Genomic DNA, 24,268 nt, shown 5'->3' with positions numbered 1-24,268 from the left:
TTCGTGTGGGGTCGGCCACTCGCCGCCCGACCGGGTCGGGCGGGTGCGGTGCGGAGATCTATGACGCGAACAGGCGCACGGGCCAGGTCGCGTGCCACTGCGCACCGACCTCCAGCAGGGGCCCCGACGCGGCGGGCAGCGCATCGACTCCCTCGTCGCTCACCCTGCGCGCCGCCTCCACCGCCGCGTCCGCGACGCGGTCCAGCTCCGGGGTCAACCGGGCCAGAACCCCTGTCGCGTCGAACGGGTCGAGGCTCAGCAGACGGACCGTGGCCGTCGCCGGCCCGCTCACGCTCTCGTACGCCGCGCAGTACGCCGCGTCCACGGGGCCGAGACCGGCCGACCGCGCCGCGACTCCGAGCACGACCGGCTGATGGGCGCCCTTGGGGAACTCCCCTGCCAGCGCGTCGAGTTCGGCCGAAGGCCAGCTCGCGCGCGCGGCCCGCATCAGCTGCCGGCCGAGCCTGCGCGCGGCGAGCCGCAGCGCGGGCGAGGGGGTGCGGGCGTCCGCGGCCGCGTCCAGCTCACGGGGCTCGACGCCCAGGACGGCGGCGGCCGCCAGCGCGCCCGCGACCAGGCCGGCGGTGTGCAGCCGCCCGCGGCAGAAGTCCTCCAGGCCCGCCGCGGAGGTGATCCGTCCCGCCTTGACTGCGGCCTCCGCTCCACCGGAGTGCGCGTGCCCTCCGGCGGGGAAGCGGCCGTCGGCCAGGACGAGCAGTGCTGCCCTGGACATCAGAAGAGGAAGTAGCGCTGGGCCATGGGCAGTTCTGCCGCCGGAGCCGCCTCGACCAGCTCGCCGTCGATGTGCACGGCGAAGCTGTCGGGGTCGATCCGCACCTGGGGACGCGCGTCGTTCTCCCGCATGTCCGCCTTGGTCACCCCGCGCGTCGAGTCGATGGCGACGAAGCGCTTGCCCAGCTGGAGCCGCTCCGGAAGCCCGTCCTCGACGGCCGCCGGGGCCACGAAGTTGAACGAGTTGGCGGCCGGCGCCCGTCCGATCGCCCCGTACATCGGCCGGGGCAGGATCGGCTGCGGTGTCGGGATGGAGGCGTTGGCATCACCCATCTGTGCGTACGCGATCTGGCCGCCCTTGATGACGAGGTGCGGCTTGACCCCGAAGAACGCGGGCTCCCACAGCACCAGGTCGGCGAGCTTGCCGGTCTCCACGGAGCCGATCTCGCGGGCCAGGCCCTGGGCGAGCGCCGGGTTGATCGTGTATTTGGCGACATAGCGTCGCACCCGCCGGTTGTCCGCGCGCCCGTCGCCGGGCAGTGCGCCCCGCCGCCGCTTCATGACGTGCGCGGTCTGCCAGGTGCGCAGGACGACCTCGCCGACCCGGCCCATGGCCTGGGAGTCGGAGGAGATGATCGAGATCGCGCCGAGGTCGTGGAGTATGTCCTCGGCGCCGATGGTCGACGGCCGGATCCGGGACTCGGCGAAGGCCAGGTCCTCCGGGACCGCCGGGTTGAGGTGGTGGCACACCATCAGCATGTCGAGGTGTTCCTCGGCGGTGTTGACGGTGAACGGCCGGGTCGGGTTGGTCGAGCTGGGCAGCACGTGCGGCTCGGAGACCACGGTCATGATGTCCGGCGCGTGCCCGCCGCCGGCACCCTCGGTGTGGTACGCGTGGATGCCCCGGCCGGCGATCGCGGCGAGGGTGTCGCCCACGAAACCGGCCTCGTTGAGGGTGTCGGTGTGGATGGCGACCTGGATGCCGGTGCGCTCGGCGACGGTCAGGGCCGCGTCGATGACGGCCGGGGTGGACCCCCAGTCCTCGTGCAGCTTGAGGCCCAGGGCGCCGCCGCGGATCTGGGAGAGCATCGCCTCGTGCGAGACCGTGTTGCCTTTACCGAGGAAGCCGATGTTGAGCGGGTACTGCTCCATCGCCTCCAGCATCCGGGCCAGGTGCCAGGGGCCGGGCGTCACGGTGGTCGCCTTCGAGCCTTCGGCCGGTCCGGTGCCACCGCCGACCAGGGTGGTGATGCCGGAGGCGAGCGCCTCGTCGGCGATCTGCGGGCAGATGAAGTGGACGTGCGCGTCGATGGCGCCGGCCGTGAGGATCCGTCCGTTGCCGGCGATGACCTCGGTCTCGGGGCCGATCACCAGGTCGGAGTGCACGCCGTCCATGGTGTCGGGGTTGCCGGCCTTGCCGATGCCGGTGATCCGGCCGTCGCGGATGCCGACGTCGGCCTTGACGATCCCCCAGTGGTCGACGATGACGACCCCGGTGACGACCGTGTCGGGAGTGCCTTCCGCGCGCGTGGCACGCGACTGGCCCATGGACTCGCGGATGACCTTGCCACCGCCGAAGACCGCCTCGTCACCGGCGAGTCCGGGGCCGCCGGAGCGGTCCTCCTCGATCTCGATCAGCAGGTCGGTGTCGGCGAGCCGGATGCGGTCGCCGGTGGTGGGGCCGAACAGGTCGGCGTAGGCCTCGCGGGAGATCTCAGGCATCGAGGGCACCTCCGGTCTCGCCACGCAGTCCGGGCACGATCCGGGCGCCGGCGATCGGCACGAGCTCGACGGCGACCGGGATGCCGGGCTCGAAGCGTACGGCGGTGCCGGCGGCGACGTTCAGCCGCCTGCCGTGGGCGGCGGTCCGGTCGAACTCCAGGCCGGGGTTGGCCTCGGCGAAGTGGTAGTGGGAGCCGACCTGGACGGGCCGGTCGGCGGCGTTGAGCACGGTCAGCCGGGTGACCTCGCGGCCTTCGTTGCAGACGACGGGGCCGTCCGCGAAAAGCACCTCTCCGGGAATCATCGCGGCCCCCTCAGATGATCGGCTCGTGGACCGTGACGAGCTTGGTGCCGTCCGGGAAGGTGGCCTCGACCTGCACGTCGTGGATCATCTCCGGGATGCCGTCCATGACGTCTTCCCTGGTGAGGAGCTTGCGGCCGGAGGACATCAGCTCGGCGACGGTCCGGCCGTCACGCGCGCCCTCCAGGATGTGCGACGTGATGAGGGCGACCGCTTCCGGGTGGTTGAGCCTGAGCCCACGGGCCCGGCGCTTCTCGGCCACGTCGGCCGCCACATGGATCAGCAGCCTCTCTTGTTCGTGCGGGGTCAGTTGCACGTCCCACCTCACAGTCCTTGCTCCGGACCGTGCGGGGTCCGGCTGCCGCAGCCACCACGACGGGGATAGGTGTAACACACAGACAAATTCGCCCGAACATGATCAACACAGGCAGAAAAACCCCTGATGGCGTGGATCGGCAGGCTAGTTCGCCGGAGTTTCAGCGACGTTAACCAGACCTTGATCAACACATGACTGCGCGATGGGCCCGCACATACCCGGCTACGAGGCGCCGGGCCCCCGGTGCTCGGCCGCGATCCCGAAGCGCTGCCGCTCCCGGGCCGCGGGCTCGACCTCGCGGACACGGGACACCGAGGTGACCACCGGCTGCTCCTCGGCCGGCTCGTCGAGGGCGTCGAGCCGCTCCAGGTCCGCGGCCGAGACCAGCGCGACCAACGGCTTGCCGTGCCGGGTCACGACGACGCGCTCACCGCCGTACACCACCCGGTTGATCAGGTCGGCGAGCTCAGCCCTGGCTTGCGTCACCGGAATCTCGTAGGCCATGCCCCTAGCTTACGGGGCGCTCATGACGTCCATGAGGTCCATGAAGTACGACGAAAGTCCAGGTCAGTGCAGCACTAGCCCTCGCCCGCCGAGTGGACGTGAGGATGTGTGAGACGGCGGCACCCGGCCGCCGAGCCTCACAGATGTCCTTCTACAGCACGTCGCCCGCGTCCGCCTGCCCGATCGCTGCCGCCAGCTCTTGCCGCAGGACCTCGGTCCGCTGCTCGGCTTCCCCGTTCGGCGGCGACCCGGGCGGTTGGTACGCCATGGAGCGGTCACTGGCTGCGGCCGAGTGGATTGAGGCACACGCCAGTCGATCAGCGGGGAGTCCGCCACCGCTTTCGGTTCGATGACCGTCAATCATCCGCATGTTCGATTCTATGGCGATGGGCAGGCGACCTCCCCGAACGGGGATCTTTGATCTGTCGCAGCGAAGGTTGAGTGATTCTCAGCGAAGCTTGAGTGGTGCGGGTCACTCAGTTTCGTTGCGCTGGCGGGCGGCGAGGATCGCGACGTCGTCCTCGTACGCGCCGTTCGCCAGGCGGGCCAGGAACGTGTCGAGCATGTCGTCCAGAGGGCCGTCTGCTGGCAGGCTCAGCGCTTCGAGCGCCTGCACCGAGACGTCGATGTCTGTGCCGCGTCGTTCCACCAGTCCGTCGGTGTAGAGCACCAGCGTGGTGCCGCGGTCCATTCGGACGGTGAGCGGTTCGTAGCCCCCGAGTCCGGTACCGATGGGCGGGCCGGCCGGGAGCCACCAGACCTCGATGCTGCCGCCCGGTCGCAGGACAGCTGGCGGCAGATGTCCTGCGCTGGCCGCCGTGCAGGTGCCCGCCCGCGGATCCATGACCGCGAGAAGACAGGTGGCGAGGCGGTCAAGCCCGAGCTGCGCGACCTGGCGGTCGAACTCGCCGAGGATCTTGTCGACGCCCGTGCCGGCAGTGGCAATGGTGCGCAGTAGGGAGCGGTACTGGCTCATGGCGACAGCGGCCTGGAAGCCGTGGCCCATCACGTCGCCCATGACCAGCAAGGTGCGGGAGTCAGGCAGGGGAATCGAGTCGTACCAGTCCCCACCGACCAGGACGCTGCGGCCGGAGGGGAGGTAACGGGTGGCCACTTCCACAGCAGGGTGGGGGGTGCGGGGTTCGGACAGCAGGGCCCGCTGGAGTTCCAGCGCCATGGTGTGTTCGTAGCTGTAGCGGCGCGCGCTGTCGATGGAGAGGGCGGCCCGGTCGGCCAGAGCCTGGATTGTCACGAGGTCGTCGTCGTCAAAGGGCTGCGATGCGCTGGCCCGGCCCAGAAGGACGACGCCGACGGGGCGGCCTGCCGTGATCAGGGGGGCGATGAGAAGCGAGTGGATGCCGGCCGCGCGGAAGATTCTAGTTCGTTCGGGGTCTACCGTCACTTTCTGGAACAGCTCGTCCGAGGCCAGGTTGCCCAGCCATGGCCGCCCGCTGTCCAGGCAATGCCGTGTGGCGACGCCACGGGGAACGTCGACGTACGGTCCTGGTCCGCCCATCTGGTGCAGCAGCCATTCCATCCCAGGGGGCGCTGAACCCCTCACCTTGCGCAGCCGCAGGAAGCCGGGAGGAGGCGGGGGAGCACCGGTGAACTCCTCCTCGACGATTCCCACCGCGGCCATGTCGGCCAGCGAGGGCGCCAGGAAGTCGACCAGCTCCTGGCACGTGGTTTCGATGTCGAGCGTGGTGCCGACGCGCGTGACCGCGGCATCCAGCAAGGCAAGCCGCTGATGGGCGGTCTCCAGGTCGTCCAGATAGCGGCGCAGATTACTGATCTCCACGCCGATCCCGCACAGACACGCATCCTGTCCGGGCAGATCCACCCGGTGATAGACCGCTCGCCAGAGCCTTTGCCCTAGCGGCGAGGAGACTCCTGTCGTTCCTGAGATGGTTGCCTCCCGAGGTTGCCCGTCCGCGAGTACCTCGAACAGGACGTCGTCCGATCTCTGGAGGTCCGGCAGCACTTCCCCGAGCGTTCGCCCCAGGAACGCGGAGGCGGGCAGGCCAGTGACCTTGACCCACGCCGGATTGACGTACAGATGACACAGTTGCGCGTCGAGAACGACGATGGGGGCCAAGGTCCCCTCTACAAGCTGACGCGCCAGAAGGCCATCACCCTCTGGAAAGTGCCACTGCGGCATGGGGCCCTCACCGTTCACAGGTTCCCTCTCGCTGTCATCGCTGGAGCCAATGCATACCCCGTTGATGGAGTGACCTCTCGCTTGAGCGTCCTGCGGGTGGGGCCGCAGGGCTGCCACTGTCCGGCGGCCGGCGCATCGCCCTGATCTGTGCGCTTAACCATCGGTGAGAAAAACCGCCAGTCAGCAATCTTCGTTGCGAACCGCTCAGCCTTCGCTGCGAGAGGTCAATCTTCACCGTGATGGGTGACCACCGGTCACAACACGGCTACAGCACGCACATGCCGCCCTCGCGGCGCGCATCATGCGGGCACGATCCACGAGTCATGGGGGGACCATGAGCAACACCACGCCACCACGACCCGAGTTCACGCCGCCACCCCCGGCCGCACCCGCCGAAGAAGTCCCGCACCAACCTGATCATCATCGGATCGGCAGCCGCCGTGATCGCGGCAGTCATCGGGACCGGCATCGCCGTCGTCAACAGCCGTGACGACAGCGGCAAGCAGGACAGCAAGGCTTCTACCGCGCCGTCGACGGACACAGCCGCCACCGCCGCGGAGGACCCGACCCCGGAGCCGGCGTATGACACCGTCAACGAGAACAGCTTCACCATCAAGCTGAAGACCACGAAGAAGCAGTGCTTCGGCTCCGCCGGCTGCAACCTGACGGTCGAACCGCGCCTGACGTACATGGGTGACAGCGAGGGCATAGACCCGGACGCCATGTATGAGATCACCTACGAGATCCACGGCGACGAGTCCGGGCCGGTCATCGAGACGGCTGAGCTGTCGGATCAGACGAGTCTGAACTACACGCCGTCGATGATCAGCACCGGGTCGTCGGGGACGAAGGTGACGGCGGAGATCACCGACGATTCGACCTCCGGGTAAGGGCTCACGCAGCGGCCCCGCTCCGGATCCCGGGCGGGGCCGTCGTCATGCGATGGGCTCATCGCCGGCGGGTGGCCGTTCTTCGCCTTCGCAGCGCGGTTGCGCGCAATCGCCGTGCACCTGGGAGGCCGCGCAATTTGCCGCAATCCTCGGGCGCCCCCGCGCCATGCCGCGCATTCTGGGAGTCCAACCATCCGGCAGCGGAGGCGACATGGCGCTCAGGTTCATCGGCACGACCAGCGACGACGGCGACTGCCCCACCCTGCACGAGATCGAAGGCACGGACGAAATCCTCGTTCAGGGCGACCGCGAGACCGACCCCGAGCACCTGGTACAGCTGCGGGACGTGAAGCCGTCCGAGACGTTCGTACGCGTCCCCCGCAGCCTGCTCACCCGCTACGCCCCGAGCACCCCGGCGCCCGAGCTGCAGCCGTTCTCGTCGATCGCCCACCTGTTCCGAGAGTTCCGGCACACCGCCTGGCGGTTGGAGACCCGCCGCGGCTACGCCTCCGACCGGCGCAGCCCCAAGTGGGCACGCTGGCAGGCGGGCGAGGACATCGCCGCCGATCCGGCCAACACGTGGCGGGAGAACGTAGCCGAGCAGACTGCGGCCGGGAAGCGGTTCGAGCGCGTGCGCCTGGTCGACGCCCCGCTCACCGACGGGCAGCAGTTCCTGCTCGCCAGCGCGCCGGGCAACTTGGCCGCAGGCGAGGACATCCGCAACCTGACCCGCACGCTGGCCGAGCAGTTGCGGCTGCCCGACTACGACTTCTGGCTCTTCGACTCCCGCGTAGTCGCCCGGTTCGCCTTCGGCGAGGACGACACCACCCTCGGCGTGTACGTCACCGAGGACCCGGCCGAGGTGCTCGCCGCCTGCCAGGCCCGGGACGCCGCTTGGCATCACGCTGTGCCTACGCAGGAGTTCGCTCGGCAGGTAGCTTCGACCGTGTGAGCACAGACTTCCAGACGGCCCGTGAAGCCCTCGGTGCGCGCCTGCGCGAGCTGCGCGCCGAAGCCGGGTTGGAAGGCAAGGAACTCGCTGCCCGCCTCGACTGGCAGACCTCCAAGGTCAGCCGCCTGCAGAACGGCAAGCAGACCCCGACACGCGAAGACCTGACCGCGTGGGCGGGCGCCCTGGACCGGCCGGACGTCGAGTCGGAGCTGCACGGGCTGCTGGCCGGTCTGGACATGAAGCAGCGGAACCGGTCATGGCGCAGGCAGCTGGCCGGCGGACACCGCGGCCGGCAGGAGATCGCTGTACGGCAGACCGAGGCCACATCACTCATCCGCGGCCTTGAGGTGTCCCGGATCCCGGGGTTGTTCCAGACCCCGGAATACGCACGGGTCATCTTCGACGCCAACGCCGAGTTCCGCGGGATCCCGCCGACCACGGACGACGCGGTCGAGAAGCGCATGCGCAGGCAGGAAGCCCTGTACGACCCGGAGAAGACGTTCCGGTTCCTCGTCTGCGAGGCCGCCCTGTATCACCGGCCGTGCCCCGCCGAGGTGATGGCCGAGCAGCTCGACCGGATGTACAACCTCGTCGGTCAGCGACGCATCGAGCTGGGCATCATCCCGTTCGGCGCGCAGCTGCGCCGCACAGCCCCGCACGCGTTCTGGATCTACGACCGCCGGTTGGTCATCGTCGAGACGATCAGCGAGGAACTGTGGCTGACGGGTGACGAGGACTTGGCGCTGTACGAGCGGGCGTGGGACTGGCTCGCCGAGTCCGCCGAGTACGGCGCCCCGGCACGGCGTCTGATCGGCCGTGCACGGGCCTCTCTCGACCTGTCGTAGGCAATCAGCTGCAACCTCCGGAGCAGCTCGCGCAATCCCGCGCAATCGGCGCGCAGCGGCGCAATCGCCCTGCATACGTTCGGGTCATGGCGACACACATCCCCTTCGCCCCAGTGCGTGAGGGCCAGGGCTGGCTCCTGTCCTGCGCCCCCAACCCGGCAGAGGTACGGCGTGCGTGGGACGCCCAACAGCTCGCCGCGATCCCTACCGGCCCCCGCTGGCGGGTCGCCGAGGCGGCGCTGGCGCGATCCCTCGAAGCGATCCGGCGGCTGGGCTCGAACCCCCACGGCCCCGTGCTCGCCGACATCCCCCACGGCCTGACCTGGTGGCTTCTCCCGCCGGGCCTGGCCGACGAACTCGACGACGTCGCCGACCTCACCGTTCGCCCGGCCGACTGGGCTCTTGAGTGCCCGCCCGTCACGCTCTCCCTGGGCGGCCGGTGGTGGCTGGCGCTCCCGGACGGCACCGGCCAGCTGACCGACCCGACACTCCTCGCCGCCGCGTTCGGCCCGGGCGGCTACCGGCCCGAAGCGGAGACACGAGCATGAGCACCGCGACGCAGACAACCCGGTCGAGCCCGTTGGCTCTGTTCCAACTGCCAGCCCCCGCGGCCCTGACCGGCGCCCAGCTGCGCGGCGCGCATTGCGTGTGGTGCGCGGCGGAACTCCACGGTGACACGGCCGTCAGCCTGGAGCCGCGCCACGACAGCGTCAAGGGCGTGCCCGGCCGCTGGTACCCCCGTGGCTGTCGGTCCTGCACCCTCAAGCCGCTCCTGCTGCTGGTGCGAACGCACCCGGGCGAATGCGAGCAGTGCACGGACGACGCCTCTCTGTGCGAGACCCGCCGCGCCCTGCGCGCCCTGGCCTTGGAGCTGCACCGATGAGCCAGACAGGGGAAACAGAGCAGGCCTCGCGAGCAGCTGGCCGGGCCGCCGGGTGCTGCTGGGAGCCATACCTGGGTGGCAAGGCTCGCTGCACGCGGCCGCCGCACGAAGGCCGTAAGCATGTGGACCACTTCACCGGCCGGACGTCCATCGCCGACGTGAAGGGTGTCGAGTGGACCAACTGACCCAGCTCTAGACCCCGTCCCGGCACACAGGCCTCCAGCGTTCCCCACGACGGTGAATCGGGGAGGAAACGGCGCTGGAGAGCAGGGCCGTCTCTACCCGGCCAGGGGCGGCCCTGCAAACAAACGCCAGCCATGCCGGAGCACCCAGTACCCCCAACCGGGGGACATGCATCTACACGAGGAGGAACAACGTGACCGTCGCGTTAGAACGTCCCACCGCAGCCCGCACCCGCGATCCGCAGGAGCTGCTCAACGCGGTCGCACCACACATCACCGAGCTGACCGTCAACGTCTTCGACTCCGGCATGAGCCTGTGGGACCGCGAGATCGCGCTGCTCCTGCGCGACCACACGGTGGTCCGCGACATGGCCGAACGTATCCTCGGCAACGCGGTCATGTACGTCATGGGCTCCATCGAGAACCCCGACCAGCACCTCGGCGTCGGCAAGCTAGTCGACATCGGCGTGCACCAGCTCATCCTCGACACCCCCGTCTGGTGGGGCATCTGCCGCCTCTACAACGGCGGCCGATTCAAGCACCACGCCCCGTTCATCGAACGCCGCCGTGACGGCCTGTGCCTACGCACCGGCGAGTTCCTCCGCTCCCAGGGCTGGCCGATCGACGAGGAGCTGTGGGCCATCGACGGCGCGGACTGCTCCCCGTGCGACGACAAGGTCCCTGACAGCCACTGAGCCCACTACAGTCGCCCCCGCCCTCACGTTCCCCCGGAGGGCGTGGGCTCCCTCGTACCTACGACCAGAGGAACAGAAGTGCCCGTACCGCACGACATCCCCGCCGAGACCGAACTCTGGGACGCCTTCGCCGAGTCGGCGTTCAAGGATGACGCCGAGCCCTCCTTCTGCTGGACCCAGTACGCCGGCCACGGCCCCGGCCCCGACCTGCTCGACACTCCGGAATCGGTGCTGGAGATCGGCTGCGGTACCGGCCGCGCCCTCGCCCACCTCGCCCAGCGGGGCGTCAAGGCCTGCGGCGTCGACCTCTCGCCCCGCATGGTGGAACGAGCCGGGGAGAAGTGGGCACCACTCGGCGTGCGGATCGAGCAGGGTGAGATCCTCGAATGGCTCGCCGCCGACGAGACACGCTACGACGCGGTGTACTCCATCTTCGGCGCGGCCTGGTTCACCGACCCGTCCCGCCTGTTCCCGCTCGTGCGCGAGCGCCTGGTGTCAGGCGGCGTGTTCGTGTTCTCTCAGCCGCCGGCCATCCCGGGCGCCTACGGACCGCAGGGCATGTACAAGGGCGGCTTCGCGGGCAAGGCGATGTTCACCTACCGCTACAGCTATAAGCCCGCGGTGTGGGAGCGGCATCTCCTACGGGCTGGTTTCACCACCGCCGTGGCGATGGTGGTGGAGGCTCCACAGCCTGGGCATATCGGCACGCTCATCGTCCAGGCGCGGGCCTGACTGGCACAATGCCGCCCGCCCTCAACGCTCCCCAGGCGGTCACGAGGACGGGCTACTGGTCATGGGTGGCGCCGCTACCTACATCGCCAACCGCAACCCCGCCCTAGCGGCGGCGATCGTGGTCGACACCGGGGTGGTCGGCCTGCTGATCATCATGCTGCAGGGCAGCAACGACAACAAGCAGTGAGCGCAAGCGGCCGTGGCCTGCGGGTCCGCCTGATCATGACCTCGGCCGACTTCGCGCGTCACCTACGCCTGCGACCGGCTGGAAGAGACGCTGGGCGATCCTCATCCAATCCTTCCCCGGTGTCCGGTAGCCACGTCACCGCGGCCTCCCTCTCCGGCGACAACCAGCAGCAGGAGGTCTCCACCGGACCGTGCGCGAGAAGGGGTACGAGCGCGTAACCTCGCGGTCGAGGGCACCTGGCGCGGTCGCTTCGGGCTGAGGAAGCAGTGGGTCCACCGCACACACTGACACGACCGTGCCCGGACGCCGCGACGACGACCGGGCACATTGCTGCACGCAACACGATCAGACGATGAACCCCCGCGCCTCGCACATCGCCCACTGGTGGTCCTGGTAGGCGATCCCGGGTGCGCCACCTGAGCCGACCGCCGCGCGGAGCTGCCCCTCAGGTTGGCAGTCCGCTCCTCGACATGTGGCTCGCCAAGAAGGCACGCGACCTTGAGGAGAGCACGATTCAGGGGTACAAGAACGCACTGGTTCACGCACACGAGTACCTGGGACAACTTCGCGTACAGGAGCTGACCGAGGATCAGGTCGAGTCGATGGCCGCCTTGCTGCTCGTAGCGGCGCGGCGGGAAGACCCGAGCGGCATCAGGCCGAGCGCGGCCAGCGGGGTGCTCTCACGCCTCAAGGAAGCCCTCGGCCGGACCGTCGTGCGCAAGCTCGTTCACCCGAATGTCGCCGAGTACGTGCAGATCCCCCGCAAGGCATGGAAGGGAGACCGGCGCTCCAACAAGCGGCCCATGCCGTGGAATGTCGTCGAGGTCAAGGACTTCCTGGTAGGCATCAGGGGCGACCGCCAGTTCGCCGTCCTCATGCTGAGCCTGATGGGGCTGCGTCCGGCCGAGGTGGCCGGCCTGCGCTGGGAGGACGTCGATGTCGACGCAGGCACGCTGTCCATCGCCAGACACTCGAACGATGATCGCGAACAGCCGGGTCTTGGAGAAAGACACCAAGACAGAAGCCGGCGAGCGCGTCCTGCCGCTACCGGAACCCGTCCGGCGGGCCCTGATCGCCTTCAAGGCCCTGCAGGAGATCGAGCAGATGTCCCTGGGCGGCTACTGCCTGCCGTCCGGCTACATGTTCGTCGACCACCTCGGGCAGCCGCTGACAACTCGCCATCTGCGTGAGAGCGCCTACTCCCTGATGCGATCGCTTGGGATGCGGCAGGTGCGGCTGTACGACGCTCGCCACAGCTGCCTGACGTTCCCGGCGGTCAATGGAGTCGAGGACGCCGTCCTGGCGGCGTGGGCGGGGCGTCCTTCACGGAGCGCGTCTACGTCCATCCGAGCCCGGAAGATCTGCGGGCTGCTTCCGATCACCTCACGGTCCTCTTGGGCTTCGGCGAGGAGCCAGCGGCCTGAGCGCCGTTTGTGAGAGATCACCGCTGAGGGAGGCCTAAAAGGCGCCTCTGAGCTGCCACTTATTCGCGATCACTAGCATGTGCACCCATTCTAACGTCACGTACGTCCTGTACATTTTTTACAGAAGCGAGGCCGCACCGGCCCTGTCGCGACGAAGGGGTATGCCCATGACCCGACTGTCCGCCCGTCACGTCCTGCCCGAGTTCACCGAGCGCACGAGCACGGGCCACCGCACGCTCGACCCCTACTCGAAGCTGTTCGAGAACCGGGTCGTCTTCCTCGGGACACCGCTCGACGACACGGCGGCGACCGACGTCATCACACAGTTCATGCACCTCGAACACACGGCCCCGGACCGGGACATCACGCTGTACGTCAACTGCCCGGGCGGCTCGTTCAGCGCGATGACGGCGGTCTACGACACGATGCGGTACGTCACCTGCGACGTGGAGACCTACTGCCTGGGCCAGGCCGCCTCGGCCGCCGCGATACTGCTCGCGGCAGGAACCCCGGGGAAGCGGTTCACGCTGCCGAACGCACGCATGGTGCTCGAACAGCCCGCGATGCCCGAGCCGGCCGAGGGGCAGCCGAGCGACCTGGTCATCCAGGCCGACGAGTTGGCCCGGACCCGCTCCCTCATGGAGGAGATGCTGGTCCTGCACACCGGGCGCACCCCGGAACAGGTCCGACAGGACCTGGAGCGGAAGCTGGTGCTGGACGCGCCGGGCGCACTGGCGTACGGCCTGGTGGACGGCGTGGTCCCGAGCCGCAGGGGCACCCCCGGCGCACAGCACGCGGGGTGAGCCGGCCGATGCTGCCACCGGAGCTTCCGCCGCTGCCCGCCCTGACGCGTGCCGAGGGCGAGTTGATCGACCGTTACCTGGAGGCGGTCGACCTGCTGGGCCGGATCAACCCGGCGCAGTCCGGGGACACCTACCGCGGGCTGCGCGCGGCGCAGGCCCTGGTGCGCAAGGCGTCCGAGCTGCGCGACGCACTCGCCCTCATGCACCAGCGCGGCGAGACGCAGCTGCATGGGGACACGCTGGCAAGGGCGTTGAGGGTGCTCGACGGCGAGCGCCGCACCGCTCGCGTCGTGCTCCCGCCGGACTGCGTGGGCTGATCCGGACGCTCGACCGGCCCGACGGGACCAACGCGTCGACGGACCCGTCGGAGCCGGACTCGAAACGGCCCGAACGATGTACCCCCGGCCGGCGTATCTTCCGAACTTTTTCCGGGTCTCCCGGCTTGCGCAGCACGCCGGTTGAAGGTCGGCGGGAAAGTGCTTCTTCCCAGGTCCGGGGCTACGCCCGGGATCTGACGGTGCCTCGAACACAGCAGCGTCCACCCGAACGGGTGAGTGGTGAGTAACGCCACAAATCCCCGATTCCATTGGGATTTTCCGACTCCTGTGAGTGAAGATCCCTGTCTGACGACAAGACCCCGCCACCGCGGCGGGGCGATCCGGGCGGACGCCGAGTCCTGCCGCCGCCCTGGATGACCGGTCGACAGGAGTGGATCGGCAGGAGTGGAGGACCCAAGCAAGCCGGGTCGCCGGAACGGACGTTCGTCGCACAGACGGGCGGCCGCACCGAGCAGCCCTTGGGGTGAAGCCGCAGCGATGCGGCCGGGCAACTTCGCCAGCCCGAATCCGACAGGTCATCCTTCACAGGCGGCTGACGAAGGGTTGCGCATGACTGCGCTCAATCGTGTCCCGTCGCTCATGGCCCGGGCCGGTACGGCCTCGGCCCTCACCCTCGCCGCCGTGGGCGGCTCGATCGTGGTGCCGGGCCTCGCCACCGACGCCTCGGCCGCCGGCACGGCGGCGAAGGCACTCCAGGTCGCGGCCTCCAAGAAGGGTGCCCCGTACGCATGGGGGGCCACCGGGCCGCGCCGCTTCGACTGCTCGGGGCTGACCCTCTACTCGTTCAAGAAGGCGGGCAAGAAGCTGCCGCGCACGGCCGCTCAGCAGTACAACAAGACGCATCACATCTCGGCCGGCAACCGCAGGGCCGGCGACCTGGTGTTCTTCCACTCGGGTTCGAGCGTCTACCACGTCGGCATCTACGCCGGGAAGGGCAAGATCTGGCACGCGCCGAAGACCGGGGCCGTGGTGCGACTGGAGAAGATCTGGAGCAGGAGCGTCTGGTACGGCCGGGTCAGCTGACCCGGGCTCAGGGCAGGAGCGGCTCCAGCAGCAGGGCCGCTCCCAGCACCGTGAGCGCCGCCCCGGTGCCCGTCCGCAGCATGCGGGCGGCCCGGGGCCGGCGCAGCCACCGGCCGAGGCGGTCCACCAGCAGGGCCACCACCTGGAACCAGGCCAGCGCCAGCGTGCAGACGATCAGCGCGAGCAGCAGCGTCCTGGGGAGCGCGGAGCCGCCGGACGGCACGAACTGGGGCAGCAGGCTGAGGAAGGTCAGCGATGCTTTCGGGTTGAGGACGTTGGTGACGAAGCCCTGCCGCAGCGGGTGCCCGGCCGACGGTGCCGCCTCGACGGAATCGGTGGCGGGCCGCCGCAGCGACCACAGGGTCCGCACGCCGAGCTGCAGCACATAGACGCCGCCCAGGAGCTGCAGCGCGCGGAAGAGCGCGGGGACGGCCACCAGCACGGCCGCGACTCCGGCCACCGCCAGCGTGGTGTGCACGAGGAGGCCGCCCGCGATGCCGAGCCCGCAGACCGCGCCGGCGCGGCGGGAGACCAGGGCGTTGCGTACGACCACCGTGAAGTCGGCGCCCGGCATGGCGACGAGTCCGGCGGCGATCCCGGTGAAGGCGATGAGCTGTCCGTCCATACCGCCAGCGTGCACGGAGCCGGCCTTCAGCAGGTATTTCGAATGAACATGGTCTGTCTTAAGCAGTGCTTTAGGCTGGTCCCATGTACGACCCCACACGGCTGGCCGCGCTGGTCGCCGTGGCGGAGGCGGGCTCCATCACACGGGCCGCCGACCGGCTCGGCTACACACCGCCCGCGCTATCCCAGCAGCTGGCCAAGCTGGAGCGGGAGGCGGGCACGGCGTTGCTCGTACGGCATCACCGCGGGGCCCGGCTGACCGAGGCGGGCGAGGTGCTGGTGGCGCGGGCCCGGAGAGTTCTTGACGAGCTGGAGCAGGCCCGGCACGAACTGGCCCGGCTGACCGGTCTGTCGGGCGGGGTGCTGCGGCTCGGCACCTTCCCGACCGCGGGCGTCCATCTGCTGCCGCCGGCGCTGAGCGCGTTCCGCCGGGCACACCCGGACGTCGAGCTGTCGGTCGCCGACTACGACCCGCCGGCCGGGGTCGCCGCGGTGGCGGCCGGCGAGGTGGATCTGGCGCTGACCCACGCCTACGACCCGGGCGAGGGCGCCGCGGTACCGGCCTCGGTCGGTCTGGAGCCGGTCCTGGTGGAGGAGCTGGTGCTGGTGACGGCACCGGGTCATGCGCTGAGCAGCGCCTCGTCCCGGCTGCCGCTGGAGCAGCTGGCCGGGCAGCCGCTGATCAGCATGGCCCCGCACCATCCGGCCCGACGGGAGGTGGAGGCCCTGCTCGCCGAGGCGGGCGCCACTCCTGCGCTGCTGGTGCCGACCCCTGGATATGCCGTGGTGTGCGCGCTGGTCAGCGCGGGGCTCGGGGTGGCCGTCGTACCGGAGATGGTGGCGCGGACCGCGGTGACTCCCGTCGGGGTGCGGCCGCTGGAGGCGGGACGGCTGCGCCGTACGATCTCGGTCGCCTTCCGGCCCGACGAGGTCGCTCCGGCGGCGGAGGCGTTCCGGGCCCTGCTGCACGGGGCGTTCGGCCGCGCCCGGCAGACTCCGGTGCGTGAGCGGCCGTCACGGTGAACCGTCGCCCGGCCGAATTGGGGTGGCCTTCTGCATCCGAAGCGGTTCAGCAGGGGCGGGCGGGGACCGGCTAGAGCTCGGGCTGGCCTGCCGTCACCGGCTCGGCCGGGACGGCCCAGGGGAGTTCGATGGAGACCGTCTTGCCGCCCTCGCGGGTGGGGCGCACGCGGAGCTTGCCGCCGCACTCGGCGGTGAGCCAGCGGATGATGACCATGCCGCGCCCGTTGTCCTGCTGGACGGCGGCGGGCAGTCTCTTCGGAAAGCGCGGATGGCTGTCCGTGACACCGATGCGCAGATGTTCGTCACGGTCCAGCGCGATGTCGACCGTGAAGGTGGGTGACTGTCCGAAGGTGTGCTGTACGGCATTGGTGGCCAGCTCGGAGACGATGAGCCGCACGGTGTCGGCCGCTTCGGTGTCCGACGGCAGCCCCCACTCCTCGAGGGTTCCCACCACGTAGGAGCGGGCCGCGGAGACCGAGGCGGGATCGCTCGGCAGAGTGACGGATGCTTCCAGATGGTCTGCCATGGCGACGTCGTCCCTTTCCCACGGGACCGCAGTCCGACGAGGAGCGGATGGTTCGAGTACGGTCCCGGAATGGTGCTTGTTCGCCAGACTGCCATCACCGGGCCGGTCAGGGGAGCGATCCACCAAGATATGCATATATCTGTCGCTCAAAGCGGTGAACTCTGCGACGCGAGAGCGTATTTGGGCGGCCCGGAAGGAGTAAGGAGTAATCCATGCAGAACGGTCCCGCGGTGCGGCGTCGCAAATTGGGCGCCGAACTGCGTGCACTGCGTACCGGGGTGGGGCTCACCAGCGGTGAGGCGGCCCGTCTCGTGGGCTGGCACCAGTCGAAGGTGAGCCGCATCGAAACCGGCGCCAGCGGGGTGAAACCGGCCGACGTGCGGTTACTCCTCGATGCCTACGGGGAACGGGACGGCCAACTGCGTGAGTTGCTGATGATGTTGGCGGGTTCGGAGGAGGCGGGCGGGCGCAGCCGCTGGTGGCACGCCTACCGTGGCATCCTGCCGTCCACCTACCGCGATTTCATCAGCCTGGAGTCGCAGGCGACCGGGATGCGCACCCTGGAGACCACGGTGGTTCCCGGCCTTCTTCAGACGCCCGAATACGCCCGCGCGGTCACCCGCGCGGCCCTGGACGGGGTGGACACGGAGCGGCTGGACGCGCTGGTGGAGGTGCGGCTGGCCAGGCAGGACGTGCTGCGCTCCGATCCACCGCTGGAGCTGAGTGCCGTGCTGGACGAGGCGGTGCTCAGGCGCGAGATCGGCGGGCCGGAGGTCATGGCGCGGCAGCTGGCCCGGCTGGTCGAGTGCGCCCGCCTGCCCCAAGTGCGCCTCCAGGTGCTCCCGTTCGCCTCCGGTGCGCATGTCGGCCTGACCGGGCCTTTCGTTATTTTCTCATTTCAGAGCACTTCCGATCTGGATGTGGTTGTTCTCGACCAGTTGACGAGTAGCCTCTACCTGGAACGGAAAGAAGACCTCAAGGCCTACCTGGAGGCCTTCAACACCCTCCAGATCCACGCCCTTTCACCCGAGGAATCGTTGGATTACATCGCCGGGATAGGTGACGGCGCGTAAGGAGGCACCATGCCAGCACTGCCTCGGAACGTCCCTGCCAGTACCGATCTGCACGACGTGCGCTGGCTGCGCAGCAGCTACAGCACGGGAGCCAACAACTGTGTGGAGACGGCCCGGCCGCACTCCGGCCGCTGGGCCGGACTGCTCGCCGTGCGCGACTCCAAGAAGCCGGCCGGACCCGCGCTGCTCTTCTCCCCCGGGAGCTGGGCGGGGTTCGTGACCGCGCTCCGATGATCCCGTTCCCACCCGACCGGACCGACCCCTACTGATCAGATCCGATCACTTTCGTGCGATGCCCGGCCGTGTCACGCCGACTCATGGTCGCGTCTCGCCGATCACACGTACAGCGCGTTCGATCTCGGCCCCTGAGAGGTCCGCGCGGGCGGTCAGCCTCAGCCGTGAGATGCCGTCGGGCACGGAAGGAGGACGGAAGCAGCCCACGGCCAGGCCTGCCGTACGGCAGTCGGCCGCCCAGCGCACGGCCTGCTCCGGGGACGGAGCCCGCACCGAGACCACCGCGGCGTCCGGACGCACCGCTTCCAGACCCGCGGCGGTCAGGCGTGCATGCAGTTCGGCGGCGACCCCACGGGCCCGTTCCGCCCGTGCCGGTTCGCGCCGCAGCAGCTGCAGCGCCGCCAGCGCGGCGCCGGCGGCCGCGGGCGCCAGACCCGTGTCGAAGATGAACGTCCGGGCCGCGTTGACCAGATGGTCGATCACCCGGGCCGGACCCAGCACCACCCCGCCCTGGCTGCCCAGCGACTTGGAGAGCGTGGCCGTGACGACCACGTCCCCGGCACCCGCGAGACCGGCCGCGTGCGGGGCGCCCCTGCCGCCGTCGCCCAGTACTCCGAGACCGTGGGCGTCGTCCACGACCAGCCCCGCGCCGTGCTCCCGGCACGCCTCGGCCAGCGCGGCCAGCGGGGCCGCGTCCCCGTCGACGGAGAACACGGTGTCGGAGACGACGATCGCCTCTCCGCCGTGCGTGCCCAGCGCCTTGTCCACGGCCTCCGGGTCGGCGTGCCCGACCACCTGCGTGGTACCCCGGGCGAGCCGGCAGCCGTCGATGAGCGAGGCGTGGTTGCCCGCGTCGGACAGGATCAGGGAGCCGTGCGGGCCCAGCGCGGTGACCGCGGCGAGGTTCGCGGCATAACCGGATGAAAACACGAGAGCCGCCTCGAACCCGCAGAAGTCGGCCAGTTCGTGCTCCAGCTCGGTGTGCAGCTCGGTGGTGCCGGTGACCAGCCGGGAACCGGTGGCGCCGCCGCCCCAGGTCCGGGCGGCACGGGCCGCCCCTTCGACGACCTCGGGGTGGTGGGCGAGGCCCAGATAGTCGTTGCTCGCCAGATCCAGCAGCGGCGAGTCGGCGGGGCGCGGGCGCAGGGTCCGTACGAGTCCGGCGCGGCGACGCGCCTCGGCCTGCTCGTCGATCCAGCCGAACGCCATGGGTCCTCCGGGGCTTTTGTAGGTAGCGGACAGACCCTAGCGGCACGGCCGACCACCCAGGGTGTGGCAATACCCACACGGTGATCCGTCTCCGTTGTGCAAACTCTCCTTGGCCGGAAGCGGTCCCGTAGGACAGGATCGGACCTCATGGACCTGCTGAACACGCTGGTGGACAAGGGGCTGCGGCGCGAGCTGCCGACCCGTGAGGAAGCACTCGCCGTGCTCGCCACCTCCGACGACGACCTGCTCGATGTGGTGGCCGCGGCCGGCAAGGTGCGCCGGCACTGGTTCGGCCGGCGCGTGAAACTCAACTACCTGGTCAACCTGAAGTCCGGGCTGTGCCCGGAGGACTGCTCCTACTGCTCCCAGCGGCTGGGCTCCAAGGCCGACATCCTCAAGTACACCTGGCTCAAGCCCGACCAGGCCTCCCAGGCCGCCGCGGCGGGCCTGGCCGGGGGCGCCAAGCGCGTCTGCCTGGTGGCCAGCGGGCGCGGCCCGACGGACCGGGACGTGGACCGGGTCTCCGAGACCATCAAGGCCATCAAGGGCCGGAACGAGGACGTCGAGGTGTGCGCCTGCCTCGGTCTGCTCTCCGACGGCCAGGCCGAACGGCTGCGCGAGGCGGGCGCGGACGCCTACAACCACAACCTGAACACCTCCGAGGCCACGTACGGGGACATCACCACCACCCACACGTACGCCGATCGGGTGGACACGGTGCAGAAGGCGCACGCCGCCGGTCTGTCCGCCTGCTCGGGTCTCATCGCCGGTATGGGTGAGACCGACGAGGACCTGGTGGACGTCGTCCTGTCGCTGCGCGAGCTGGACCCGGACTCCGTTCCGGTGAACTTCCTCATCCCGATGGAGGGCACCCCGCTCTCCGCGGAGTGGCACCTCACCCCGCAGCGCTGCCTGCGCATCCTCGCGATGGTCCGCTTCGTCTGCCCCGACGTCGAGGTGCGCATCGCAGGCGGCCGCGAGGTCCACCTGCGCACGATGCAGCCGCTCGCGCTGAACCTGGCCAACTCCATCTTCCTCGGCGACTACCTGACCAGCGAGGGACAGGCCGGCAAGGCCGACCTGGAGATGATCGCGGACGCCGGGTTCGAGGTGGAGGGCGCCGGCGAGGTGACGCTGCCGGAACACCGGGCGACGGCGGGCGGGTGCGGCTCGCACGCCGACGCGGGGTGCGGGTCGCACGAGGAGGCCGGGTGCGGATCCGTCTGCGGTTCGCACGAAGGAGCGGACGCGCACGGTACGGCGTCCGTGCCGGCCACGAACGAGGCGCGGACCGACCTGGTCGCCGTCCGCCGCCGGGGCGCCGGAACGGACCTCGCGCCCAATGCCTGACCCGTCCGGCCTGAGTGTGCCCGAACTGCTGGAGCTGGACCGCCGGCACGTGTGGCATCCGTACGGTCCGATGCCCGGGCGTGCCGAACCGCTCGTCGTGGAGTCGGCGAGCGGGGTCCGGCTGCGGCTCGCGGACGGCTCGGGTGAACTCGTCGACGGCATGTCCTCGTGGTGGTCGGCGATCCACGGCTACAACCACCCGGTCCTCAACGAGGCGGTGCGCGAGCAGCTGGGGCGGATGAGCCATGTGATGTTCGGCGGGCTCACCCACGAGCCCGCCGTACGGCTGGCGAAGCTCCTTGTCGACTTGTCGCCGGACGGCCTGGAGCATGTGTTCCTGGCCGACTCCGGATCGGTGTCGGTCGAGGTCGCCGTGAAGATGTGCCTGCAGTACTGGCGCTCGCTCGGCCGCCCGGGCAAGCAGCGGCTGCTGACCTGGCGCGGCGGCTACCACGGCGACACCTGGCAGCCGATGTCGGTCTGCGACCCCGAGGGCGGGATGCACGAACTGTGGACCGGCGTGCTCCAGCGCCAGGTGTTCGTGGGCCCGCCTCCGGCCGAGTACGAGGAGTCGTACGCACAGGAGTTGCGCGCGGCCATCGAGCGGCACGCCGACGAGCTGGCCGCGGTGATCGTGGAGCCGGTGGTGCAGGGCGCGGGTGGGATGCGGTTCCACCCCCCCGCGTATCTGCGGGTGCTGCGCGAGGCGTGCGACGCGCACGACGTGCTGCTGGTGTTCGACGAGATCGCCACCGGGTTCGGCCGCACGGGTGCGCTGTTCGCGGCGGACCACGCGGGTGTCACACCGGATGTGATGTGCGTGGGCAAGTCGCTGACCGGCGGCTATCTGACGCTGGCGGCGACGTTGTGCACGCCCCGGGTCGCGGACGGCATCTCGCAGGGCGAGGTACCGGTGCTCGCCCATGGACCGACCTTCATGGGCAATCCGCTGGCGGCGGCCGTGGCCTGCGCCTCCATCGAGCTGCTGCGCGGGCAGGACTGGCGGTCGGAGGTCGGGCGGATCGAGGCGGGCCTGCGCGCGGGCCTGGCTCCGGCCGCGGACCTTCCCGGTGTCAAGGACGTCCGCGTCCTCGGCGCCATCGGGGTCGTCCAGCTCGACCACGAGGTGGACATGGCCGCGGCCACCCGGGCCGCGGTGCGGGAGGGCGTGTGGCTGCGCCCGTTCCGCGACCTGATCTACACGATGCCGCCGTACGTCACGGACGACGCGGATGTGGCACGGATCGCACGCGCGGTGTGCGCCGCGGCGCGGGAGGGATGAGATGCCGGTACTGGTGATCACGGGGACGGGCACGGAGGTCGGCAAGACGGTCACGACCGCGGCCGTCGCCGCCGCCGCGCTCGCGGCCGGGCAGTCGGTGGCCGTGCTGAAGGCGGCGCAGACGGGGGTACGGCCGGACGAGCGCGGTGACGCGGACGAGGTGGCCCGGCTCGCCGGGCCCGTCACGGCCACCGAACTGGCGCGGTTCCCGGAGCCGTTGGCTCCCGGTACCTCGGCCCGGCGGGCCGGGATGGCCCCGGTGCATCCGCACGAGGTGGCCGAGGCCGCGGCCAAGCTGGCCACCGAGCACGATCTGGTGCTGGTCGAGGGGGCGGGCGGGCTGCTCGTACGGTTCGACGCGGCGGGCGGGACGCTGGCGGACGCGGCCCGGCTGCTGAGCGCTCCGGTGCTGGTCGTGGCCTCCGCCGGGCTCGGCACACTGAACACCACGGAACTGACGGCCCGTGAACTGAGCTCGCGCGAGCTGGAGCTGGCCGGCGTGGTGATCGGCAGCTGGCCCGACGCCCCCGACCTCGCCTCCCGCTGCAACGTCATGGACCTGCCGGAGGTGGCCGCCGCCCCGCTGCTCGGCGCACTGCCCGCAGGGGCCGGGGCACTCCCGCCCGCCGACTTCCGTACGGCTGCATCGCAGTGGCTGGCCCCGCGCCTGTACGGGTCGTGGGACGCGGAGGCGTTCCGGATCCGGGAGGCGCCCTGACGGAGGGGTTCCGGGTGTGGGAGGCGCCCCGGGGCGTGTCCGGCGGATCAGGCCGGAGTCGTCCCGGGGCCCGGCACACGCTCGAATCCGCCGGACGCCCCTGGTCGGTGCCCGGTGAGGCGTCGAGGAGGCATACCGGTTCGATCCGTGAGCGGATGCCCGGACGGGCGAAGACTCCGCGCAGATGGTGGTCGGGACGACTGGGGCGCGGACTTCGAGGCCGACGGCTACGGCTCCTCGGGGCTGTTGACCACTTCGAGTCGGTGGCCGGGGTGAACCACGGCACCTCGGCGGAGCTGAGCGGGGCGGCCGGCGTCGACGTCGGCTGCGTCTCGCACACCGACATGAACAACGACCACGGCGTCTACGAACAGGTGGACGACTTCCTCTCGTGAGGCGTGACTCGTTCGGCGGGGGTGCGACGGGGGCGTACGGGGGACAATCTCCGTAGGCCCGTCCTCCGGGAGGTTGCCATGCGGCTGTCGTCGGCCGGTTCCGGCAAGGTGGCGCAGAGTCCCGTCCACCACCCGCTGTTCGCCCGTTACTACGCCCGGTTCAGTGTGGCCGCGGAGTCCCGGCTCGGGATGGCCGGGGTGCGCGAGCGGCTGCTCGCGGGGCTGTCCGGGCGGGTGATCGAGATCGGCGCGGGCAACGGGCTGAACTTCACCCACTACCCGGCGGCGGTCGCGGAGGTCGTGGCGATCGAACCGGAGCCGCTGCTGAGACGGTTGGCGCTGCAGTCGGCGCGGCACGCCGAGGTGCCGGTCGACGTGGTGCCGGGGGCGGCGGAGGGGCTGCCCGTCAAGAGCGAGGCCTTCGACGCGGTCGTGCTGTCGCTGGTGCTGTGCAGCGTGCGGGACGTGCCCCGGGCCCTGGCCGAGGCACGGCGGGTGCTCAGGCCCGGCGGCGAGGTGCGGTTCTTCGAGCACGGCCGGGGCGGCGGCCGGATGATGACGCTGACCCAGCGCACCCTGGACCGGAGGCTGTGGCCGGCGCTCAACGGTGGCTGCCACCTGTCCCGGGAGCCGGTGGCCGCGCTGCGCGAGGCCGGGTTCGAACTCGGCCCGCTGCGGCGGATGCTGGTGCCGGAGAAGGGTCCGAAGCTGCCCGCCTCGTACTGCGTGCTGGGGACCGCCTGGCGGCCGGACGAGCCGGTCCGGCGCTGATCACAGGCTCCAGCGGCGCAGTTCCCCGGCGATGTCGTCGATGCTCGCCTCGCCGTTCTTGACCAGCCGTGCGAGATCGCGGACCTGCTCGGGTGTGGTGACGACCTTCAGGCCGCTGGCGACCAGATAGGCGTAGGCCACGGCCGAGGCGAACAGCGCGTTGGAGCGCTCCAGCGCGGGCACGTGGATGAGCAGCTGGAGCAGGGCCGCGGCGCGGGCGTGCGGGGTGTCGTAGACGGGCACGTCGAATATCTCGGCCCGGTGCCGGGCGACGGCGGCGACCAGCGCGCCCCAGTCGGTGACCTGCGGATCCCCGGGGGTCCCGCGTTCGGCGAGCATGAGCAGCCAGGCGAGGTCGATGCTGAGATCGTTCAAG

The 24,268-nt window shown here is 70.4% G+C and carries 29 protein-coding genes and 1 pseudogene; 20 read left to right on the top strand and 10 right to left on the bottom strand.

Annotation, left to right across the window (positions count from 1 at the left end; translation table 11 throughout):
• Positions 1 to 58: 58 nt before the first annotated feature.
• The 6 genes from AC07DS_RS13535 to AC07DS_RS13510 all read right to left on the bottom strand — a co-directional run bounded on the left by AC07DS_RS13535 (position 59) and on the right by AC07DS_RS13510 (position 5,733).
• On the bottom strand, positions 59 to 733 hold the full coding sequence (locus tag AC07DS_RS13535; RefSeq protein WP_479144889.1) for an urease accessory protein UreF: 675 nt from the start codon (positions 731 to 733) through the stop codon (positions 59 to 61).
• Complete coding sequence (locus AC07DS_RS13530; RefSeq protein WP_479144887.1) at positions 733 to 2,454, bottom strand: urease subunit alpha; 1,722 nt, start codon at positions 2,452 to 2,454, stop codon at positions 733 to 735. Before AC07DS_RS13530 ends, AC07DS_RS13535 begins: the two co-directional genes overlap by 1 nt.
• A complete protein-coding gene (locus AC07DS_RS13525) occupies positions 2,447 to 2,758 on the bottom strand; it encodes an urease subunit beta (protein WP_479144885.1) in 312 nt (103 codons plus the stop codon). The genes AC07DS_RS13530 and AC07DS_RS13525 overlap by 8 nt, the downstream gene beginning before the upstream one ends.
• A 10-nt stretch (positions 2,759 to 2,768) precedes the next feature.
• A complete protein-coding gene (locus AC07DS_RS13520) occupies positions 2,769 to 3,071 on the bottom strand; it encodes an urease subunit gamma (protein WP_386580556.1) in 303 nt (100 codons plus the stop codon).
• Positions 3,072 to 3,293: 222 nt separating this feature from the next.
• Complete coding sequence (locus AC07DS_RS13515) at positions 3,294 to 3,575, bottom strand: type II toxin-antitoxin system Phd/YefM family antitoxin (protein ID WP_479144883.1); 282 nt, start codon at positions 3,573 to 3,575, stop codon at positions 3,294 to 3,296.
• Between the two features lie 472 nt (positions 3,576 to 4,047).
• Complete coding sequence (locus AC07DS_RS13510) at positions 4,048 to 5,733, bottom strand: PP2C family protein-serine/threonine phosphatase (protein WP_479144881.1); 1,686 nt, start codon at positions 5,731 to 5,733, stop codon at positions 4,048 to 4,050.
• Positions 5,734 to 6,173: 440 nt separating this feature from the next.
• Here AC07DS_RS13510 and AC07DS_RS13505 point away from each other — a divergent pair, with 440 nt between their 5' ends.
• The 12 genes from AC07DS_RS13505 (at position 6,174) to AC07DS_RS13450 (ending at position 14,687) form a co-directional block, all read left to right on the top strand.
• Positions 6,174 to 6,623: a hypothetical protein gene (locus tag AC07DS_RS13505; RefSeq protein WP_479144880.1), complete on the top strand. Its 450-nt coding sequence runs from the start codon at positions 6,174 to 6,176 to the stop codon at positions 6,621 to 6,623.
• A gap of 211 nt (positions 6,624 to 6,834) precedes the next feature.
• Positions 6,835 to 7,575: a DUF6879 family protein gene (locus tag AC07DS_RS13500; RefSeq protein ID WP_479144878.1), complete on the top strand. Its 741-nt coding sequence runs from the start codon at positions 6,835 to 6,837 to the stop codon at positions 7,573 to 7,575.
• Entirely contained in the window at positions 7,572 to 8,420 is an 849-nt protein-coding gene (locus tag AC07DS_RS13495) for a helix-turn-helix domain-containing protein (RefSeq protein ID WP_479144876.1), read from the top strand. The genes AC07DS_RS13500 and AC07DS_RS13495 overlap by 4 nt, the downstream gene beginning before the upstream one ends.
• 86 nt (positions 8,421 to 8,506) lie before the next feature.
• Positions 8,507 to 8,968, top strand: coding sequence for a hypothetical protein (locus tag AC07DS_RS13490; RefSeq protein ID WP_479144874.1), 462 nt, complete (start codon positions 8,507 to 8,509; stop codon positions 8,966 to 8,968).
• Positions 8,965 to 9,303, top strand: coding sequence for a hypothetical protein (locus AC07DS_RS13485; RefSeq protein ID WP_479144872.1), 339 nt, complete (start codon positions 8,965 to 8,967; stop codon positions 9,301 to 9,303). Before AC07DS_RS13490 ends, AC07DS_RS13485 begins: the two co-directional genes overlap by 4 nt.
• 376 nt (positions 9,304 to 9,679) lie before the next feature.
• Positions 9,680 to 10,180, top strand: coding sequence for a glycine-rich domain-containing protein (locus AC07DS_RS13480; RefSeq protein ID WP_479144870.1), 501 nt, complete (start codon positions 9,680 to 9,682; stop codon positions 10,178 to 10,180).
• A 78-nt stretch (positions 10,181 to 10,258) separates the two neighbouring features.
• Positions 10,259 to 10,912 carry a class I SAM-dependent DNA methyltransferase gene (locus AC07DS_RS13475; protein ID WP_479144868.1) on the top strand — a complete coding sequence of 218 codons (654 nt, stop codon included), beginning with the start codon at positions 10,259 to 10,261 and terminating at the stop codon, positions 10,910 to 10,912.
• 61 nt (positions 10,913 to 10,973) lie between these two features.
• Positions 10,974 to 11,099, top strand: coding sequence for a hypothetical protein (locus AC07DS_RS13470; RefSeq protein WP_479144866.1), 126 nt, complete (start codon positions 10,974 to 10,976; stop codon positions 11,097 to 11,099).
• A gap of 470 nt (positions 11,100 to 11,569) precedes the next feature.
• A complete protein-coding gene (locus tag AC07DS_RS13465) occupies positions 11,570 to 12,289 on the top strand; it encodes a hypothetical protein (protein WP_479144864.1) in 720 nt (239 codons plus the stop codon).
• Positions 12,290 to 12,690: 401 nt separating this feature from the next.
• The gene (locus AC07DS_RS13460) at positions 12,691 to 13,326 is read left to right on the top strand and encodes an ATP-dependent Clp protease proteolytic subunit (protein ID WP_479144862.1); all 636 of its coding nucleotides are present in this window, start codon (positions 12,691 to 12,693) and stop codon (positions 13,324 to 13,326) included.
• An 8-nt stretch (positions 13,327 to 13,334) separates the two neighbouring features.
• Positions 13,335 to 13,643: a hypothetical protein gene (locus tag AC07DS_RS13455; protein WP_479144860.1), complete on the top strand. Its 309-nt coding sequence runs from the start codon at positions 13,335 to 13,337 to the stop codon at positions 13,641 to 13,643.
• Between the two features lie 570 nt (positions 13,644 to 14,213).
• Positions 14,214 to 14,687 (top strand): C40 family peptidase, encoded by a 474-nt coding sequence (locus AC07DS_RS13450; protein WP_479144858.1) that lies wholly within the window; start codon positions 14,214 to 14,216, stop codon positions 14,685 to 14,687.
• Positions 14,688 to 14,694: 7 nt separating this feature from the next.
• On the opposite strand, the gene AC07DS_RS13445 is transcribed toward AC07DS_RS13450, so the two are convergent.
• Positions 14,695 to 15,312 (bottom strand): LysE family translocator, encoded by a 618-nt coding sequence (locus AC07DS_RS13445; protein ID WP_479144856.1) that lies wholly within the window; start codon positions 15,310 to 15,312, stop codon positions 14,695 to 14,697.
• Between the two features lie 83 nt (positions 15,313 to 15,395).
• On the opposite strand from AC07DS_RS13445, the gene AC07DS_RS13440 reads away from it, so the two are divergent.
• Complete coding sequence (locus AC07DS_RS13440) at positions 15,396 to 16,334, top strand: LysR family transcriptional regulator (RefSeq protein WP_479144854.1); 939 nt, start codon at positions 15,396 to 15,398, stop codon at positions 16,332 to 16,334.
• A gap of 70 nt (positions 16,335 to 16,404) precedes the next feature.
• Here AC07DS_RS13440 and AC07DS_RS13435 read toward each other — a convergent pair whose 3' ends face one another.
• The gene (locus AC07DS_RS13435; RefSeq protein WP_479144852.1) at positions 16,405 to 16,860 is read right to left on the bottom strand and encodes an ATP-binding protein; all 456 of its coding nucleotides are present in this window, start codon (positions 16,858 to 16,860) and stop codon (positions 16,405 to 16,407) included.
• Positions 16,861 to 17,072: 212 nt separating this feature from the next.
• Between AC07DS_RS13435 and AC07DS_RS13430 the strand changes: the two genes are divergently transcribed.
• Positions 17,073 to 17,933 (top strand): helix-turn-helix domain-containing protein, encoded by an 861-nt coding sequence (locus tag AC07DS_RS13430; protein ID WP_479144850.1) that lies wholly within the window; start codon positions 17,073 to 17,075, stop codon positions 17,931 to 17,933.
• A gap of 9 nt (positions 17,934 to 17,942) precedes the next feature.
• Complete coding sequence (locus AC07DS_RS13425) at positions 17,943 to 18,167, top strand: DUF397 domain-containing protein (RefSeq protein ID WP_386580538.1); 225 nt, start codon at positions 17,943 to 17,945, stop codon at positions 18,165 to 18,167.
• Between the two features lie 81 nt (positions 18,168 to 18,248).
• Here the strand turns inward: AC07DS_RS13425 and AC07DS_RS13420 are convergent, their stop codons facing one another.
• Positions 18,249 to 19,376 (bottom strand): 8-amino-7-oxononanoate synthase, encoded by a 1,128-nt coding sequence (locus AC07DS_RS13420; protein WP_479144848.1) that lies wholly within the window; start codon positions 19,374 to 19,376, stop codon positions 18,249 to 18,251.
• 147 nt (positions 19,377 to 19,523) lie between these two features.
• Between AC07DS_RS13420 and bioB the strand changes: the two genes are divergently transcribed.
• The 5 genes and pseudogenes from bioB to AC07DS_RS13395 all read left to right on the top strand — a co-directional run bounded on the left by bioB (position 19,524) and on the right by AC07DS_RS13395 (position 23,892).
• The gene (gene bioB, locus AC07DS_RS13415) at positions 19,524 to 20,726 is read left to right on the top strand and encodes a biotin synthase BioB (RefSeq protein ID WP_479144846.1); all 1,203 of its coding nucleotides are present in this window, start codon (positions 19,524 to 19,526) and stop codon (positions 20,724 to 20,726) included.
• Positions 20,719 to 22,008 carry an adenosylmethionine--8-amino-7-oxononanoate transaminase gene (locus AC07DS_RS13410; protein WP_479144844.1) on the top strand — a complete coding sequence of 430 codons (1,290 nt, stop codon included), beginning with the start codon at positions 20,719 to 20,721 and terminating at the stop codon, positions 22,006 to 22,008. Before bioB ends, AC07DS_RS13410 begins: the two co-directional genes overlap by 8 nt.
• 1 nt (position 22,009) lies before the next feature.
• The gene (gene bioD, locus AC07DS_RS13405; protein ID WP_479144842.1) at positions 22,010 to 22,726 is read left to right on the top strand and encodes a dethiobiotin synthase; all 717 of its coding nucleotides are present in this window, start codon (positions 22,010 to 22,012) and stop codon (positions 22,724 to 22,726) included.
• Positions 22,727 to 23,010: 284 nt separating this feature from the next.
• A pseudogene (locus tag AC07DS_RS13400) lies at positions 23,011 to 23,121 on the top strand (lipase); the annotation flags it as partial.
• A 78-nt stretch (positions 23,122 to 23,199) separates the two neighbouring features.
• The gene (locus tag AC07DS_RS13395; protein ID WP_479144840.1) at positions 23,200 to 23,892 is read left to right on the top strand and encodes a class I SAM-dependent methyltransferase; all 693 of its coding nucleotides are present in this window, start codon (positions 23,200 to 23,202) and stop codon (positions 23,890 to 23,892) included.
• Here the strand turns inward: AC07DS_RS13395 and AC07DS_RS13390 are convergent, their stop codons facing one another.
• Positions 23,893 to 24,267, bottom strand: a complete 375-nt coding sequence (locus AC07DS_RS13390) for a fic family toxin-antitoxin system, toxin component (protein ID WP_336115095.1) — start codon at positions 24,265 to 24,267, stop codon at positions 23,893 to 23,895. It abuts the gene before it with no gap.
• Position 24,268: the final 1 nt, after the last annotated feature.

This window comes from Streptomyces sp. NPDC044064, from assembly GCF_056434245.1.
The sequence above is the reverse complement of the archived record's forward strand: the minus strand, read 5'-3'. Positions and strand labels throughout refer to the sequence as shown.